22 protein-coding genes are annotated in these 13,971 nt (G+C 54.5%); 6 read left to right on the plus strand and 16 right to left on the minus strand.

Features of this window, described 5'->3' with window-relative positions; genetic code table 11:
- Nucleotide 1: 1 nt before the first annotated feature.
- On the minus strand, nt 2–871 hold the full coding sequence (locus tag AC3WK8_RS25200) for an adenine nucleotide alpha hydrolase family protein (protein ID WP_103326132.1): 870 nt from the start codon (nt 869–871) through the stop codon (nt 2–4).
- 100 nt (nt 872–971) lie between these two features.
- On the opposite strand from AC3WK8_RS25200, the gene AC3WK8_RS25205 reads away from it, so the two are divergent.
- Entirely contained in the window at nt 972–1,472 is a 501-nt protein-coding gene (locus AC3WK8_RS25205; protein ID WP_103326133.1) for a hypothetical protein, read from the plus strand.
- Between the two features lie 126 nt (nt 1,473–1,598).
- Here the strand turns inward: AC3WK8_RS25205 and AC3WK8_RS25210 are convergent, their stop codons facing one another.
- Nucleotides 1,599–2,144: a phiTE_072 family protein gene (locus AC3WK8_RS25210; protein ID WP_103326134.1), complete on the minus strand. Its 546-nt coding sequence runs from the start codon at nt 2,142–2,144 to the stop codon at nt 1,599–1,601.
- 113 nt (nt 2,145–2,257) lie between these two features.
- Here AC3WK8_RS25210 and AC3WK8_RS25215 point away from each other — a divergent pair, with 113 nt between their 5' ends.
- Nucleotides 2,258–2,791: a hypothetical protein gene (locus AC3WK8_RS25215; RefSeq protein ID WP_103326135.1), complete on the plus strand. Its 534-nt coding sequence runs from the start codon at nt 2,258–2,260 to the stop codon at nt 2,789–2,791.
- On the opposite strand, the gene AC3WK8_RS25220 is transcribed toward AC3WK8_RS25215, so the two are convergent.
- From AC3WK8_RS25220 to AC3WK8_RS25265, 10 genes are all read right to left on the minus strand, one after another.
- Nucleotides 2,748–3,296 carry a hypothetical protein gene (locus AC3WK8_RS25220; protein WP_103326136.1) on the minus strand — a complete coding sequence of 183 codons (549 nt, stop codon included), beginning with the start codon at nt 3,294–3,296 and terminating at the stop codon, nt 2,748–2,750. The genes AC3WK8_RS25215 and AC3WK8_RS25220 overlap by 44 nt on opposite strands.
- 81 nt (nt 3,297–3,377) lie before the next feature.
- Nucleotides 3,378–3,893 carry a hypothetical protein gene (locus AC3WK8_RS25225; RefSeq protein WP_103326137.1) on the minus strand — a complete coding sequence of 172 codons (516 nt, stop codon included), beginning with the start codon at nt 3,891–3,893 and terminating at the stop codon, nt 3,378–3,380.
- Between the two features lie 7 nt (nt 3,894–3,900).
- The gene (locus tag AC3WK8_RS25230; RefSeq protein ID WP_103326138.1) at nt 3,901–4,464 is read right to left on the minus strand and encodes a siphovirus Gp157 family protein; all 564 of its coding nucleotides are present in this window, start codon (nt 4,462–4,464) and stop codon (nt 3,901–3,903) included.
- Nucleotides 4,461–5,189: a hypothetical protein gene (locus AC3WK8_RS25235; protein ID WP_103326139.1), complete on the minus strand. Its 729-nt coding sequence runs from the start codon at nt 5,187–5,189 to the stop codon at nt 4,461–4,463. The genes AC3WK8_RS25230 and AC3WK8_RS25235 overlap by 4 nt, the downstream gene beginning before the upstream one ends.
- 110 nt (nt 5,190–5,299) lie before the next feature.
- The gene (locus AC3WK8_RS25240; RefSeq protein ID WP_178088056.1) at nt 5,300–5,476 is read right to left on the minus strand and encodes a hypothetical protein; all 177 of its coding nucleotides are present in this window, start codon (nt 5,474–5,476) and stop codon (nt 5,300–5,302) included.
- Nucleotides 5,473–5,673 carry a hypothetical protein gene (locus AC3WK8_RS25245; RefSeq protein WP_103326140.1) on the minus strand — a complete coding sequence of 67 codons (201 nt, stop codon included), beginning with the start codon at nt 5,671–5,673 and terminating at the stop codon, nt 5,473–5,475. Before AC3WK8_RS25245 ends, AC3WK8_RS25240 begins: the two co-directional genes overlap by 4 nt.
- On the minus strand, nt 5,670–5,861 hold the full coding sequence (locus AC3WK8_RS25250) for a hypothetical protein (protein WP_103326141.1): 192 nt from the start codon (nt 5,859–5,861) through the stop codon (nt 5,670–5,672). The genes AC3WK8_RS25245 and AC3WK8_RS25250 overlap by 4 nt, the downstream gene beginning before the upstream one ends.
- Complete coding sequence (locus tag AC3WK8_RS25255; RefSeq protein ID WP_103326142.1) at nt 5,858–6,262, minus strand: hypothetical protein; 405 nt, start codon at nt 6,260–6,262, stop codon at nt 5,858–5,860. Before AC3WK8_RS25255 ends, AC3WK8_RS25250 begins: the two co-directional genes overlap by 4 nt.
- 20 nt (nt 6,263–6,282) lie before the next feature.
- Nucleotides 6,283–6,576: a hypothetical protein gene (locus AC3WK8_RS25260; protein WP_103326143.1), complete on the minus strand. Its 294-nt coding sequence runs from the start codon at nt 6,574–6,576 to the stop codon at nt 6,283–6,285.
- A gap of 180 nt (nt 6,577–6,756) precedes the next feature.
- Nucleotides 6,757–7,608, minus strand: coding sequence for a ParB/RepB/Spo0J family partition protein (locus tag AC3WK8_RS25265; protein WP_103326144.1), 852 nt, complete (start codon nt 7,606–7,608; stop codon nt 6,757–6,759).
- A gap of 178 nt (nt 7,609–7,786) precedes the next feature.
- Here AC3WK8_RS25265 and AC3WK8_RS25270 point away from each other — a divergent pair, with 178 nt between their 5' ends.
- Nucleotides 7,787–8,302 (plus strand): GNAT family N-acetyltransferase, encoded by a 516-nt coding sequence (locus tag AC3WK8_RS25270; RefSeq protein WP_103326145.1) that lies wholly within the window; start codon nt 7,787–7,789, stop codon nt 8,300–8,302.
- Here AC3WK8_RS25270 and AC3WK8_RS25275 read toward each other — a convergent pair.
- Entirely contained in the window at nt 8,265–8,552 is a 288-nt protein-coding gene (locus AC3WK8_RS25275) for a hypothetical protein (RefSeq protein WP_146043283.1), read from the minus strand. The two genes, AC3WK8_RS25270 and AC3WK8_RS25275, sit on opposite strands and share 38 nt — an antisense overlap.
- A gap of 698 nt (nt 8,553–9,250) precedes the next feature.
- Here AC3WK8_RS25275 and AC3WK8_RS25280 point away from each other — a divergent pair.
- Nucleotides 9,251–9,568: a DUF1654 domain-containing protein gene (locus AC3WK8_RS25280; protein ID WP_103326185.1), complete on the plus strand. Its 318-nt coding sequence runs from the start codon at nt 9,251–9,253 to the stop codon at nt 9,566–9,568.
- A gap of 117 nt (nt 9,569–9,685) precedes the next feature.
- On the plus strand, nt 9,686–10,681 hold the full coding sequence (locus AC3WK8_RS25285) for a DNA cytosine methyltransferase (protein WP_103326146.1): 996 nt from the start codon (nt 9,686–9,688) through the stop codon (nt 10,679–10,681).
- Here the strand turns inward: AC3WK8_RS25285 and AC3WK8_RS25290 are convergent, their stop codons facing one another.
- The 3 genes from AC3WK8_RS25290 to AC3WK8_RS25300 all read right to left on the minus strand — a co-directional run bounded on the left by AC3WK8_RS25290 (nt 10,682) and on the right by AC3WK8_RS25300 (nt 13,646).
- Nucleotides 10,682–11,581, minus strand: a complete 900-nt coding sequence (locus AC3WK8_RS25290; protein ID WP_146043284.1) for a hypothetical protein — start codon at nt 11,579–11,581, stop codon at nt 10,682–10,684.
- Nucleotide 11,582: 1 nt separating this feature from the next.
- A complete protein-coding gene (locus tag AC3WK8_RS25295; RefSeq protein ID WP_146043285.1) occupies nt 11,583–12,653 on the minus strand; it encodes a ParB N-terminal domain-containing protein in 1,071 nt (356 codons plus the stop codon).
- A 105-nt stretch (nt 12,654–12,758) separates the two neighbouring features.
- Nucleotides 12,759–13,646: a LexA family transcriptional regulator gene (locus tag AC3WK8_RS25300; protein ID WP_103326147.1), complete on the minus strand. Its 888-nt coding sequence runs from the start codon at nt 13,644–13,646 to the stop codon at nt 12,759–12,761.
- 107 nt (nt 13,647–13,753) lie between these two features.
- Here AC3WK8_RS25300 and AC3WK8_RS25305 point away from each other — a divergent pair, with 107 nt between their 5' ends.
- Entirely contained in the window at nt 13,754–13,960 is a 207-nt protein-coding gene (locus AC3WK8_RS25305) for a Cro/CI family transcriptional regulator (RefSeq protein WP_081002112.1), read from the plus strand.
- Nucleotides 13,961–13,971 lie beyond the last annotated feature (11 nt).

Here is a 13,971-nt window from a genome sequence, read left to right on the forward strand (position 1 = left end):
CTCAGTCGCCGCAGAAGCAGTCGATGTCTTCGGCCAGGTAATCGAAGCCGAAGTCTGTTTGCCTTGCGCGCTGGTCGGCAGACCAGGCGAGTGCCCGGTAATTGGGGCGGTCCTGCCGGAACACCTGGCCGAACCGCTCTTCGGTTCCAGACCACCAGATCACCCTGGCCGGGTCTTCCTGAATGGTCCTGATCAGCTTGGCCTCGTTCTTTTTCCAGCACAGATCACAGTTGCCGTAGTCTGAATCCATGCCAAGGTCGAATGGCTGCGCGGCCCAGAAGGCCGCCACGTCTTCCTTGATGACGCCGGCAACGTAGGAAGGGCAGAGGCTGTCCCATCGCGCATTGCCGCGCTCGTTGGCGGTCATCATTCGGCCGTAACGGCGTGGCTCGTCGTAGCGGATGCCGACGATGCAGTCCCATTCGTCATAGCCCAGGGCGCGCATGTGCTTCTCGCCGATCTTCACCTTCAAGTAGGCGGTGCACATGTTGTTGCTGAAGTTCGGCAGCACGGCCGGCAGGTTTTTCTCCGCCTTCCGGTATGCCTGGTAGTACTCCAGCATCATCGTGAAGGGCTCGCCGTTGCGGCTGGCACTTTCGAAGTCGACGATCTTGTACCAGGGCGCGTCGTCAGGTTGTCCGTACACCCGGCACCATTCCATCCAGACGATGTTGACGTCCCAGTGCTTGGCCATGGCGTCGATGAAAACCAGCGTCTCCTCGCGCTCCTTGCCGGTATTCTGGAAGAAGGCGTGCACGTCTGTCGGGAGCTTGCCGCCGTGGGCCTCAAGGATTTTCCAGAGCATGTGCCCGCTGGTGCGGCCACCACTGACGCCGATCTGCGCCGGCCCAGTGATCTGGTAGGGGGTCATGGGCGATCTCCATTGCAGGCGCCGCCCTCACCGGGGTGGCGTGATTCGTTGAAGTGGGGTATTGCTGTAGGGAAGCGTGTAATTTTACTAAGGACTTTTAATGCTCACGACTATGCTGACCCTAATCGCTGCGGTAGTAGCGGCATACACGGCTGTGCTCAAATCGAAGCACGAGAAGCTCTGGCTAGAACGGTACGAAAAGACCGGAGCAGCCCTATTACGAGCTAATACCATCGTAAGGTTCCTTCAGAGTGAAGTTACTGGCGAGCACGAAGTTCATGGGCTTACATCGCATGAGAAGTCGGAGCTGAATAAGGGATGGCCAACTGCTCGATATGAACTCGAACGAGACATGGTTTTGCTCCAACTTCTGTTTGGCAAAGATGACCTGGTAAAAATCGAAACTGCCTGGTACGAGCTCCAGGAACAACTCTTCTATTTGATCGAAGATTCCATGCCGCACGATCGCCCGGAGTACATTGGAAAGGCACTTCCTAAAGCTGAGGCGGTGGAGGCAGAGCTGGTTGATTTGGGGCGTAAGAAGTGTGTTGATCCGTTCTACAAAGGATGGATTAATACTATTAAGCGACGCAGAATTTAGCTTGAGCTGCGCTTCATTTGATCTACCAGTTGAGACGGAAAATTCTTGATGGTCGTATGGCGCTGCACTTAACGGGTCCGCGTAATCATTGAATAGGGGAAGGCGCTGGCGGGCAGCGCGGGAAGGTCAGGCGGCAATCGGGTACTGCTGGGCTAGGGCCTGCTGCACCGTCTCAATGATGCGGCAGAGGTAGGCCCAATCTGGATTTGGCTCCATGGCATCGGCTGGCAGGCTCCACCACTCGTCACCGAACACGCGGTGCATGAACTCGCGGTGGGCGCCGCCGCACTCTTCGAGCGAACTGGTGTGGCGAACGTCCTCGGCCTCGTCGAGCAGGCTTCGGGCATCTTCTGCATCAAGATCCCGGTCGCGACGCATTTGCACGATCACCTTCCGCGCTTTGTCGGCCAGGGCCTCGGCGCTGAACCGGCGAGAGCTCATGGCCTGATCGAAGTAGCCGATGATGTAGGCTTCGTGCAGCTCGCAGAAGAACTGGCCGATGTTCAGGCCATCCCACATGCCGCCCCAGTAGGCGTGCCAGGTCTTGTCGTAGCAGCCGACGGTGATCTTGCCTTTGCGGGGCGCCAGATCCTCGAGGTACACGCTGATCGGGTCGAGGCCGTGCACCTCAGTTATCAGCAGCTTGGTGACGGTCGAAGTTTCGACGTTCATGGCTTATCTCCATGCATGCGCCGCCCTCCGTGCTGGTGGCGGCATGGTGGCAATTTGGGATGGGATGGGGTATTACGGGTGACCGGCATGGGGCCGATCGAGGAGCAAGTCGGATGAGGGAACAGGTAGCAACCCAGGACCTTGTAGCTTATTTCAAAGCTTTGGCTGCATCTTCAATGCTTGTGGTAAGCATGTCAGGACCCATCTTTGAAATTGGCAGCACCATAAAATCCACTTATGAGCTGGCGTATATCGCGGAAACTCACCAAGATTTTTTTGGGCATGGGCCTTATTGGATTGAGAGCAGGGTTGCTAATGAGTGGAAGGATGCGCAGCTTCCTGATCCAGTTATTGCCCAGTTCGCGATTGCCTTCGCTATCCATGCCAAACTGGCCAGATCTGAGCAATTTATAGGCGGCTACGAGCAGTTACTGGTCGACTTGGCGAATTATGAAGTAGTCCATAAATCCGACCCTAAAACAAACGGTGGCGTTGGCACGCTGCTAGTCAAGCAGCCCTCTGACACCGAGGGTCTTCGAATGCTCAAAAGCATACTTGAAAGTCATTCAGTGCTTTTTACCATCAATGACGGTAGCGGCTATTTCAACCCATTAAACACATTCGTGGGAAACGGCCTTCACTCATAGGGTGAACAATCTCCTCACCCGGATCCTGCTGAATCATCAACATGCTCTTCCGGTCGAAGGCCAAGGCCAGGCGCGGCGATATGCTGATCTCGTGCCGCGGCGGAGTGAGAAACTTCGCCGCGTGCAGCTGGCCCAGGGCGTGGATGCCGTGGATCAGCGCTTCGATCATCTGGCTGTATGTGGCATCGGCCCAACCACAGATCGCCCGCAGGTGCTGGCCGGTTCGCTTCCTCGCTGACAGCCGTAGCGGCTCATTCCGCGCCACATCCCGGTGAGCTTCGATTTCGTGGCGCGCGATCCTGAAAAGTGCGTGATGCCCGAGCGCCTCGATGTGATGAATCATCAGCGTCATCGCTTCGCCCTGTTCCTCGATGCCGGCCCACTCCATCAGTTCCAGCAGGGCCTGTTTAGTCCCTGGCCGAACCTTCAAGCGCAGGTCTTCTTCCTGCAGGCGCTCGGCCTTGGCCCGGCGCTTCTCGTCGCGGGTCTGCTGAGACATCGCCATACAGCACCTCCTTCAATCCGCTGGGCGGCAAGTGAATGTGCAACTGGCTTCGACGCTGCTGCACGCGATTGTTGATCCGCTTCAAGCTCGCTTCTCCCAGCGCTTGGGGAAGCTGAACTCATAGGTGAGTTCCAGGCGGTGCAGGAGTGAGTCGGATATGCCAACTTTCCTACAGGCAGCGATGCGTGAAAGGCCGTTATCCCTCAATGCACTCAGGCGCTCAATGAGCTTCAGATCACGCTCCCGGTCCACGATCTTGCTCTTGAACATGAAGCCGCCCTCATGGGCTGCCCGGCGCATTGCTGATTCCGATTTGCCGGTGGTGGCCATCGCCTCGTCGATGGTCATGGTCTTGGCCAGCTCGCGGATCGTGTCGACGTAGGCTAGGCGCCGCTTGAAGTGGCTTTCACTAGTGCGCTTGAGTGAGCCGCGAGGGCTGCACTTAACGTGCTCGCTGCCTGCATCCTTGCGTGGTCGACGGGGCTCGAACCTAGACTCCAGCACCTGTATCTGCTTGCCGGACATGAAGAAGGCAGCCTTAGCTGCCTCCAGTTCGGCCTGGCGCTCGGCGCCGACCAGGATGTAGTTGTCAGTCATGATTACCTCACTTGATGCGAATGGAGCTTTCTCCACGCTCCAGGTGGGCCCAGGTCGGTTCCTCCAAGAGTTCGGCTTCCGCGTCTTCACCTGCGTCCATGCGCTTGCGTACCGCGGCGTTATGCTCGCGGACTTCCTTAAGCTTGGCGGCGATCGCGCGTTTGTCTGGCGAGAAAACTGTCTTCGTGTCGATGAAGTCGTCCGGGATGTCGGCCTCCTTGTCGACGATCACCTTCTCTGGCGCCAGGGCCAGGGTGATGGTGAATAGCGGCCGTTTGATCGACTTGATGTCGGCGGCCTCCATGTTGCGGCGTAGATACTCGTCGAGCTTGCCGACGGTGTTCTTTCTGATGCGCTTCAACTCGTTCAGTCGGTCGACTTCTTTGTCGATGGCGTCAATGTCGCCCTGGATGTTGCGGCACAACATGACGACGTTCTCGGCCTTCACTTCGAACTCGCCCTGGATGCCATCCATGGTGTCCTGAATGGCTTGGCGCAATCCTTCGTCGTCGGTATCCGCCAGGGCCGCGAGCTCGGCTATCTGACCAGTCAAGGCGTAGAGCTGGGTCATGCTGCTTCCTCCTTGGCTGTGGCATCTGTGAGGCGCTTCCACTCCAGCGAAATGCGCTCGGCACCCTTGTGGTCGTTGCGCGTGGTGAGCTTGCGTACGGCGACGTCATGAATCTTCTTGAGCTCTTGCGGCGACTGAGCGCCGGACATGGTCTCGATCACTGACTTGAGGTAATCCAGGCGCTCCTGCTTCTGGCGATCCAGTTCTGCCTGCTTGTCCTCGGCTTGCTCAATTTTTTCTTCGTCCTTGAGCTGTTTGACGTAGTCCTCATCGTCGAACATCCCCAAGAACACGTCGGCGCTGAAACCGAGCATCGACAGTGATTTTTTGATCGCATCGGTGAGCGACTTTTTCGGTGCCTCGCCGTCGGTGGTCGTGCCGTACTTTGACTTGTAGAGGTAGCGCGTACAGCCATACTGCTCCAGCTCGCCGCGCTTGCCATCCAGGTCAAACCAGAACTTGATCTTTACCGTGTGGTTCAGTTCGTGGCCAAGGCTGATGCGTTTGTCGCCTTCGCCACTGACCATCTCGGCGCCCTTGTCGAAACGCTCCTCCAGAACACTCCAACCAAAACCGATCCCGGCCGGACCGAATACCTCGGTGGCCTTCATGATCATCGCCGTGCCGCTCAGGCTGGTGATCTTCTGGCCGCCAACCTCGGCTGGCTTGGTGTATCTGGTGTCGGTTTTTTCGACCTGCTCCCAGATCCGCATATTCGTGGACATGAGTGTCTCCCGCGCCATCCTTGAGGGGCGCTGTGAAATTCGGTGAGGGGATGCTGCAGAGGTCTATCTGAGATAGACGTAGGTAAACCAGGCGATTGCGATAACGGGGATCATGCTGACTCCTCCAGTGATAACAGGCGCTCGCCCAGGATGATCTTGGCGTTAGCCTGTTCCTTTCTGATCCCTGTGAGCTCCGCTACCTCGGATAGAGAAAGGCCTTCGCGCCGGAGTTTTGCGCAACGGATCGCCAACTGCTGGCCGCGCTTGTGAGCGCCGGCACCGCTCATTGCCGCTGCTCCAGCTGGGCCACGCGATAGCGCAGCACCTGCAGTACCCGACCGCGGTAACCCGGCTCTGCATACTGCTCAACTGGCGGCCCGAAGAAACCCCGGCGCTCGGCCAGGCTATAGGCATCCCGCAGGTTATGGGCGGTGATATCTTCCAACTGCTCGTCGATGAGCGACTTGACTGGGGATGTGGTCATTCTGCCTCCTTGCGCTTCTGACAGACGTCCATCAAGCACTTGCAGTAGTGGTTGAATTCATCAGTGGTGATTGCCCCATCAGTGAAGAGGCGAGTGATCAGGCCTTGCACCAGGACATCGATGCCGGGCTCACTGTTGGGATCGGCAACACCCTCGAGGGCCTGGTCGATGAGGATGTGCGGGCTCAAAATCCGCACTCCTGCTCGACGCGATCGCTTTCGCGCTTGGCGTCTCGGTATTCGTTGGCGTGCACGGCGACCAGGTCGCTGGCGAGAGACCGAACGATCTGTGGATCGCCGCCGACAGCTTCGATGGCCCAGGTGTGCAGAATTCCGCCGTCTTCCCGCCTGATCAGTTCAATCAGGATCTTCTCGATGTACCGATCTGGATCCGGTTTCGCGGCCATGTAGTCCGCAAGCGCTTCCGGTAGGTGGTCGGCATTGACCAGGATTTTGCTTCGACCAACCGGGTTCGGTGCTTCGATGTGGTGCCGAGAGAGCAGATCGTCGACCGACTCGGCCAACCATTCCTGGCCAGCCTCTGTGTCGAGAAAGTAGTCTTCCGGAATGGGCTTGCGCAGAGCTGACATGGTCGCCTCCAGGTGGTGGGCTAGGCTGTAACCGCGCTGATCGCGGATTCGTTTTCAGCAAGCATCTTGTCGAACATGCGTTGCGTGCTCGGGCATGGCTTGAACTGGGAGCAGGCGATACCCTCGCAGGAAGGCCCGCGGCTCATGCCGTTCACATTCTTCTCCGCCGGGCACTCGCGGGACTTCATCCAGTGATCACAGTTTCCGCAGCGAGGTTTGGCCTTCGACTGAATTCGAGAGCGCTCGCTCTTCAGGTACGCCAGGTTGCTTGCCGCGCACAGGTTGTCGATCAGCTTGTCGATTTGGTCGTGCATGGTGATCTCCAGCGGTTTAGCCAACCGCATTGGTCAGGCGCAGGCGCGGGTGACCAAACCCACCGTGAAAGGTGGCCTGGCGCCTGCCAATGCGGTCGCATGTTAAGGGAAGAGGATGCAGCCTCGATTGGCAGAAGACTGCATCGGATGCTCCAGGCCGCTTGGCTGGATTGGGCGGATTTATCGCGGCTGGGCGCCGTCCAGAGCCTTGCGCAGCTCAAGAACAAGCGCGGTTGGAACGGTGAGTGAGAGGCTGTCTTCGTCTACGGCATCGAGCGATGCAATCAAATTGCGTGAGGCTTCATGAACGGCTTCAAGGCGAGTCTTTGAGACTGAAGGGCCTTTCATGGTCCCGGCGGTGACGCGCTTCTTGCCGTTGGCCTTGGCCTTCTCCAGCTCAGCGCCTAGGACCTGGCCGGCGCTGTCACCGTGGTCACGCACCACCTGTGCTGCCGTTGTTGCTGACACATGTCCCGCTGCAACCAGGTTCTGTACATCGGTGTTCGCGTTGCCCACGGTAAGCACTTGTTCTACGTGCTGCCGAGTCTTGCCGACCTTCTTGGCGATCTGATCGACTGGCCAGCCGAACGCACGAAGGCGCTTGTAGCCCTCGGCCAGTTCGAGAGGGGAGAGCTTCTCGTTCTCCTGGCTCGAGATAATCCTGGCGACACGATCAGCATCGCTGCCTTCGAACATCCGCACATCAACCCAATACTCGGTGACCTTTGGGTTTTCCTTGCTGGGCAATCGCGGCAGTCGACCGGCCTGGTCAAGCTTGATCAGCGCCCGGCGCCGGCGGTGCCCGTCAACCAACCACACACCACCATCTGCCCGAGGCCTGATCTCAAGAGGCGGGATGACACCGCCATTGGCGATGAACTCCGCCAGGGCTGAAATGCTGGCCTCCAGCGACTCACCTTCGGTGCGAAGGTTAAACCCGGGCTCTTCGTGAATATCTTCAAGCCGAACCTTGATTGCATCGGCGCGGCGAACCTCTCCGGCGGTGATCATCTGCCTGATTGATTTGGTCATTTTTGCTTCCTGGTTGCTGCGTAGGTTGCGATTACTCGTCAGCACTCTGACCGACTGCTGGTTGCCGATGGGCGCGGAGGAGAGTGCATGCGGGTGGTGTCGGAGGGGGAGGGTGTATAGCCGGCGCAGAAGCTCAGCCTGAATCGTGTATTGGACATAGACTTGGAACTTGTCGAAGATGCTGCTGCGAATCCTCTTGCGCGATGACGAGACTTCAGTGAAATCCCTTGTTCACCTAACACCGCTTCGGCCAACAGATGTTACGAATCTGGTGAGGTTGTATACCGATCCCAAGGTGCGCACTTATCTAGGAGGGCCGCTCAGTCAAGAAGCAGCAGTGAAGCGCTCGATCCTGGAAGTGGATTCCCAGCGAGAAATGCCTCTTTGGGTTATTAGAACCCGTGAAGCCGAGCAGTTTGCTGGCATTGTTTCGTTCGACCTGCATCATGATGGTGCTGACATCGAGGTGAGTTACGAGCTGCTCCCCGAATACTGTGGGAAGGGGTACGCCACGGAGGCGTTAAGCTTCGCACTGCTTTATGCAAAAGACGTGATGGGTTTAAAGAGAGTGATCGCCGAAACGCAGAGTAAGAATCTCGCCTCTATCCGCCTGCTCGAGCGTGTCGGGATGTCGCTTGAGCGTGAAGTGACTCGATTTAATGAGCCCCAGAGTATTTACGTTTCTGCCTGGTAGCTTCGTAGCAAGTGATGTTGTTCAGAATCTGGCGGCTGAATGCTTGAGGGTTCATGTACACCTTGAGCGTCATCTGCCGCCGATCTTTGATGAACTCACGCATTGCGAGGTCGGCGAGATCAGCAGGATCAGCCTTGAGTGCTGCAATCGCTTCATCTACGCCGCCGAACAATTTCGCCAGCTTTCGAGCGCACGCTGCGGCAGCCTCGTTAACCACCTCTTCGCTCGCTTCAAACACTGCAGTACTCATTGCTTATCTCCTGGTCGAAATCCCAAAGCCCGCTCGCTGAACGGGCTTCAGTGATGCTTTCCAAAGTGCCCCGGTCCCGCTACTGGCGTCAGACCGGGGTTGTTGCGTCGGCGATGTTGGCCAGTTACCCGCCGCTGATTGCAGGGCTGGCCGATCTTCGTCGGTGTGGGCTTCGAGCTTCCTCCCCGCGGCGTCAAACAGCATCTGTTCGCCACGGATCACAGGTCCTTACAACATGCACGCTACAGCTCTGAATGCCCTGATTGAGTGGGGCAGGGTGCATGAGGTCCGGCGACCCTCAATGCCGAAGCTCGGGGCGCTAATTCAAATCCTTTCCAGTCGGGGCCCGCTGCTGGCGTCGGCCTCCGGCTATCTTCTGGTTGTTGATTCCGACCACGACCCCTGTCCGCCGGATAACTGCTTCTGGTGCTTTACGCTGCACACCCGGGTCAGTTGCCAACCCTCTGAACCGTTGAGGCCGGTTCATCGCTGCCTTTGAATCTGGGCCGGTGTCGATCCGGCAAGGTGTGTCGATAAAGAGCGGCGCGGCTTTCGCTGCTGAGCCGGTGTTGCGTTGGCTTGGGATGTAAATTAACCGGCGGTTTCTTTATCGTCAATACCGGCGGTTAATTATTTTTCCGAGGGGCTCGAGTATGATGGGTTTTCCTGTATGGATATACAGTTGCATGGAGTGGATTATGGGTAAGCAGAAGAAGATCCAGGACGCACAGGAGCGCCAAGGGCTAACTGGACTGGAGCGGCTTGGGCTCAGGGTTTCGGCGATGATTGCCTCGCCAATAGCTCAGATTCAGCGATGGGTGACGATTCATCGCCTGGATACGGATGGGGATCGGGAGTGGGATGCCGTGCTTGAGCTACTTGCCGAAACCGATGGCATCGACATGACCTTCAACGATGACGGAACAGTCACCTTGAGGTGGGATAGGCTGAGTGACGAAGATCGAGTGATCGAAGGAGGGGAGTTGGAGGAGGTGTATGAGCCACCTCCTTTCTAGAATTTTGCCGGAACGTGGGCATTTCCCGGCTTTTTCTGTGCGATGCCAATTCAGTCGTCTGCCAGATACACCTATGGAGCTGCATCGTCGTATAATGGGCCGATTAAGGGGAACGAAATGCCTAAAGCAGTATCACTTTTTTCTGGATGCGGCGGATCTGACGCGGGCGTTATGGCAGCGGGATTTGACGTAGTAATGGCTAACGACATCCTGCCCTACGCCCGAGATGTTTATCTCGCGAATTTTGAGGAAACAGACTATCAACTTGGAGATATCCGAGGGATAACTAGTTTTCCTGAAGCCGAGCTACTGGTTGGTTGTTATCCTTGCCAGGGTTTTAGTCAAGGTGGGGCAAGAGAGGCAGACCGAAAGATCAACACTCTTTACGTAGAATTTGCACGTGCTTTAAATATAATACAGCCAAAAGCTTTTATTGCTGAGAATGTTTCTGGTTTACGTCGTAGCACATATCGTCATTTGCTAGAGGACCAGTTGAAGCAGTTTTCTGATGCCGGGTCGCATGGCTATGAAGTATATTGGCAGCAATTGAATGCTCATGAGTACGGCGTTGCCCAAGAGCGGAAGCGCTTAGTTATTGTTGGCATCAGAAAGGATATTGACGCTCCTTTCTCATTTCCATTAGCTACACACGGTCCTCTATCCGATCAGCCATATTTTAGCATTGGCCAAGCACTAGAAGGCCTTCCTGACTGGCCTGAGGGTGAGTACTGTGAAGATCCATTTCACTGGTATTATCTTTCAAGAAATCGTAGACGTGGATGGGATGAAATTAGCAAGACTATAGTTAGTCATATGCGGCATATGCCCCTACATCCAGTAAGCCCTGCTTTAAAGCGAATCCATACGGACAGCTGGGTATTTGAATCGGAAATGCCAGCTCGCCGGTTTTCCTATCGCGAAGCAGCAAGATTGCAGGGGTTCATGCCTCGCTACACTACTCATGGTGGCGATATGGTGTTCCCGTCCACTATTGCCGATAACAAAAAGGACTTTGCGTACAACATGCTTCGGCATCGATATCGAGTAATTGGCAATGCTGTACCACCTCCAATGTTCGAAGCCGTGGCTAAAGCATTGCCTGATATATGGTGATTAAACCAACTCTAGGCGTGCCTCTAAGAACTCGTTAAAAATCTCTGGCGATGAAATATAATTCCAGTCTATATCGCCAGAGTTTATGAGATTGACTAGGCGTAGTCTGTCATAAACAATCGTCATTCCGACATCCCCCTCATACGCCCAGTTACCAATATTATCTCTGAAACAGTGCGGTATGAATAATACTTGCATCCAAGGATGTGTAGGCTGTATATACGTTCCAAGTCGTGTGTGGGAAATTTCGGTTTGCTTGGCCGGCCAATCCGATCTTGAACATGCACATTGTGCTAATGCTGATGGAATATTGCGGTTCTCATAATTGTCTAGAATCAACCATGAGGCGATATCTATGCCACCGTCTCCTGAGTCTCTTGCCCTAAAAGTTCCAGGATGACATCTACCGTATCCGCCTATGTGAGATGCCAGTTGGTTTAGTCTTTCCCATTTGGCGCCGGTGTAATTAGTTTCATTCTTTCCAAAAGGTCGAATCGTTGCTTCTATTGGCATTGTCTTTGTAAGGGCGATAAGTGCTATTCTTTCAAAGGCGTCGGTTAGATGCCCGCGTCGATCCTGCACAAATGGGAGGTTGGCACAAAGTAAAGTAAGAGCGTAAAGAGTTTGTGGCTCATTTAGATCTTCTGGGGCGCTGAATGTCTTTGAGCCAGGTTGCATTGTAAATGGATAACTATCACCGAATGCAGATGCTCTCCATTCAATATTGTTAAAGCAGTCATCTAGCTGGACATCTGATATATTTGAATCTCCTACATCGCGGATTTGGTCGGATATAGTCTCGCGAGAGCAAATTCTGTCCGGTGTAAGTAGGCAAAGCAGCTCTCCGAAGTCTGCGATCGAGTGAGTATCCCAATCCCTAGGTCGATCTAGTACCAGCATATTATTCCACCGGATTTACCAAGCTGTTTATGGAAGAGTGCAATGCAATTGCAGTTCGACGAATGCGTTCTGATTGAGCGACGTCGCTAATGTCCATGCCATCAGCAATGCTCAGAGTTGACTGGGCTTTTGTAATTCTATCTTCAGCTTCTTTTAAAAGAATTCTTAATGCTTCTAGGGGGCCGCTGGTGTAGAGGTCGGCCGCCTCTAAGGTTGCACCTCTCCTTAGCTCTTCGAGCGCCTGGTCGTTGGCAACTACACGATTTAGTTTGTCGAAGTGACGAGAGTCACCCAGCTTTGTATGGGAACCATGAGACTTATCGAATACCCATTTGAAAAATTCCTCAAATTCATCTGGTTTAAGGTTTTCTGCGTCAACATCGGCAGAGTTGCTTATTCCAATAAATTTGCAGATATTTGGGTAGCCAATGCCTGTTGTAAGTAACGAGAAAGGAATGTCATCCTCCCTCATTTTTATTCTGTCAAGCAGTCCAGAGTCCTTTGCATTCTCTATAAGAGTTAAGCCGGTAAGCAGCTTCGCAACATGAGCTGCCTTGCTACCAATTTCTCTTGCTAGGGATTTATGTGCCTCTGCGTGATCCTCTCCATGTCTCTGTCTAAGTTGTTTAAGATAGCGCGCCTTTGCTAAGGCATCCCATTCCTTGATACCAGTGATGTGGCGATAGCCTAGGTAGGTTAAAATTTCGTCCCGGTTTTCAAATTGCAAAGCTGGTATATCTACTGGAAAGAACTGAGCCGACTCCCTCGCTTGCTTGACTTGTCCTGAAAGTGCCGGAGGAGGCGTCTCTTTCTGGAGCATTTTTAACGCCCCAAGACGACGGTTTCCCTCTACTACGATGTACCTTTTCCCCTTAGTAGGCACTACAAGTAAAGGCTCTCCAATAAAGAAGTTCTGCTGCCCAATAGACAGCATCAGCTCAATCAGATTGCACTCCAAGAGAAGGTATTTCAAAACCTCATCGTCATCTTGATTCTGCAAATGACTCGGCAATCGTGGGTTTAAAGGGTCAAAGTCTAGATCAGTGAGTTTCGCGGTAATTAACTTTGCCATTTTCCTGTCCCTTGGTGAGGCATAAATTATCAAAGATAAATCATTGGCCCGTATGCCAGTTCTGGATGTTGTTTCCAGGCTTTTGGCAGAATTAAATTCTCATGCTCATAGCTTCCGAGCATTCCAGACCAGCAGCACTTTAGCGTGGATGATCACATCGTTAATCGGGATAACTCGGTCCTTGTGTTTCGGGTTGTCCGAGATCATTTCGAAATGCTCGGCGTCGTGCACCTGGAGCCGTTTGATGTACAGCAGATCGTGCCAAGTGATGACATACACGCCGTCGCCAGCAAACTCGTTGATGCCTCGATCTACGATGACAGGATCCTTGTCGTTGATCGTGCCTTCCATGCTTTGGCCCCAGCCAGTGATCATCGCTAGGCTGGCCGCGGTTGAGTACTGAATGCCTTTATCGCGCAGGACATCCTCACTAATCACAACGTTCCTGATTGCTTCGGAGTATTCAGCTGGTACTTGGCCATGGCCCATGGCGCCGCGGATGTCGTACTGCGGGATACAGATATCTCCAGGTAGCAGGCGGCGACCTGAAAAGTCAGCGGCGATAACGTTGGTGGTGCGCTCCTCGGTGATTGTTTGGGTGACGGCGGCGAGAATTCTCTCCTGAGCTTCATCATCAAGCTTTTTGCCAGCGTGCTTCTGCAGCATTTCCAGGACTTTGTCAGCAGCACCTGTGGGCTTTCTCTCCATGGCGCTGGATGAGGGCCCGGCCCCGAGAGATCGAAGCTCTTCATGAAGCCTTGGGCTGAATTTCTCTACTGGAACATCGAGCAAACGCGACAGTACGACCGCGAACTTAGCGTTCAGCGGATTCGTTCCATTCAGGTACATGGCAACTGCGGCTGCAGAAATGTCCGCCTCTTCAGCCAGCTTTGCCTGGGTCAGGCCGAGCGAGTTTTTTCTCGATACGAAAAGCGCTTTCGCGGCGTCGCACTCAGCTTTCAGCTCTGGGGATAGCTCTTTCTTTTTGCTCATCCGTGAAATTTAACCGTTGGTTAATTTTATTGCGTCAACCGCCGGTATTGCTACAAAACTAACCGGCGGTTAATATCTGGGCTGACAAAGATTGCTGAGGCAATGAAATGAAAAAGACGCCACTGCCCGAACTGGTTGAGCGAATTGGTCAGTCTGCTGTCGCCAAAGGGCTTGGCGTCAGTGCTCCTGCCATCTCCAAAGCCTTGAGGGCCGCCAGAGAGATTCTGGTTACCGAGCACGAAGACGGGACGCTGACTGCCGAAGAGATTCGACCCTTTCCGTGTCAGCTGCCTGCTCAAAAATCAGCTGCCTGACATCCATGCCC

It is taken from the genome of Pseudomonas sp. FW507-12TSA, from assembly GCF_058781435.1.

What these genes read in the sequence shown, in the direction of transcription:
- AC3WK8_RS25200 (WP_103326132.1), bottom strand. Translation starts at nt 871, where the DNA reads ATGACCCCCTACCAGATCACTGGGCCGGCGCAGATCGGCGTCAGTGGT.
- AC3WK8_RS25205 (WP_103326133.1), top strand. Translation starts at nt 972, where the DNA reads ATGCTCACGACTATGCTGACCCTAATCGCTGCGGTAGTAGCGGCATAC.
- AC3WK8_RS25210 (WP_103326134.1), bottom strand. Translation starts at nt 2,144, where the DNA reads ATGAACGTCGAAACTTCGACCGTCACCAAGCTGCTGATAACTGAGGTG.
- AC3WK8_RS25215 (WP_103326135.1), top strand. Translation starts at nt 2,258, where the DNA reads ATGAGGGAACAGGTAGCAACCCAGGACCTTGTAGCTTATTTCAAAGCT.
- AC3WK8_RS25220 (WP_103326136.1), bottom strand. Translation starts at nt 3,296, where the DNA reads ATGGCGATGTCTCAGCAGACCCGCGACGAGAAGCGCCGGGCCAAGGCC.
- AC3WK8_RS25225 (WP_103326137.1), bottom strand. Translation starts at nt 3,893, where the DNA reads ATGACTGACAACTACATCCTGGTCGGCGCCGAGCGCCAGGCCGAACTG.
- AC3WK8_RS25230 (WP_103326138.1), bottom strand. Translation starts at nt 4,464, where the DNA reads ATGACCCAGCTCTACGCCTTGACTGGTCAGATAGCCGAGCTCGCGGCC.
- AC3WK8_RS25235 (WP_103326139.1), bottom strand. Translation starts at nt 5,189, where the DNA reads ATGTCCACGAATATGCGGATCTGGGAGCAGGTCGAAAAAACCGACACC.
- AC3WK8_RS25240 (WP_178088056.1), bottom strand. Translation starts at nt 5,476, where the DNA reads ATGAGCGGTGCCGGCGCTCACAAGCGCGGCCAGCAGTTGGCGATCCGT.
- AC3WK8_RS25245 (WP_103326140.1), bottom strand. Translation starts at nt 5,673, where the DNA reads ATGACCACATCCCCAGTCAAGTCGCTCATCGACGAGCAGTTGGAAGAT.
- AC3WK8_RS25255 (WP_103326142.1), bottom strand. Translation starts at nt 6,262, where the DNA reads ATGTCAGCTCTGCGCAAGCCCATTCCGGAAGACTACTTTCTCGACACA.
- AC3WK8_RS25260 (WP_103326143.1), bottom strand. Translation starts at nt 6,576, where the DNA reads ATGCACGACCAAATCGACAAGCTGATCGACAACCTGTGCGCGGCAAGC.
- AC3WK8_RS25265 (WP_103326144.1), bottom strand. Translation starts at nt 7,608, where the DNA reads ATGACCAAATCAATCAGGCAGATGATCACCGCCGGAGAGGTTCGCCGC.
- AC3WK8_RS25270 (WP_103326145.1), top strand. Translation starts at nt 7,787, where the DNA reads ATGCTGCTGCGAATCCTCTTGCGCGATGACGAGACTTCAGTGAAATCC.
- AC3WK8_RS25275 (WP_146043283.1), bottom strand. Translation starts at nt 8,552, where the DNA reads ATGAGTACTGCAGTGTTTGAAGCGAGCGAAGAGGTGGTTAACGAGGCT.
- AC3WK8_RS25280 (WP_103326185.1), top strand. Translation starts at nt 9,251, where the DNA reads ATGGGTAAGCAGAAGAAGATCCAGGACGCACAGGAGCGCCAAGGGCTA.
- AC3WK8_RS25285 (WP_103326146.1), top strand. Translation starts at nt 9,686, where the DNA reads ATGCCTAAAGCAGTATCACTTTTTTCTGGATGCGGCGGATCTGACGCG.
- AC3WK8_RS25290 (WP_146043284.1), bottom strand. Translation starts at nt 11,581, where the DNA reads ATGCTGGTACTAGATCGACCTAGGGATTGGGATACTCACTCGATCGCA.
- AC3WK8_RS25295 (WP_146043285.1), bottom strand. Translation starts at nt 12,653, where the DNA reads ATGGCAAAGTTAATTACCGCGAAACTCACTGATCTAGACTTTGACCCT.
- AC3WK8_RS25300 (WP_103326147.1), bottom strand. Translation starts at nt 13,646, where the DNA reads ATGAGCAAAAAGAAAGAGCTATCCCCAGAGCTGAAAGCTGAGTGCGAC.
- AC3WK8_RS25305 (WP_081002112.1), top strand. Translation starts at nt 13,754, where the DNA reads ATGAAAAAGACGCCACTGCCCGAACTGGTTGAGCGAATTGGTCAGTCT.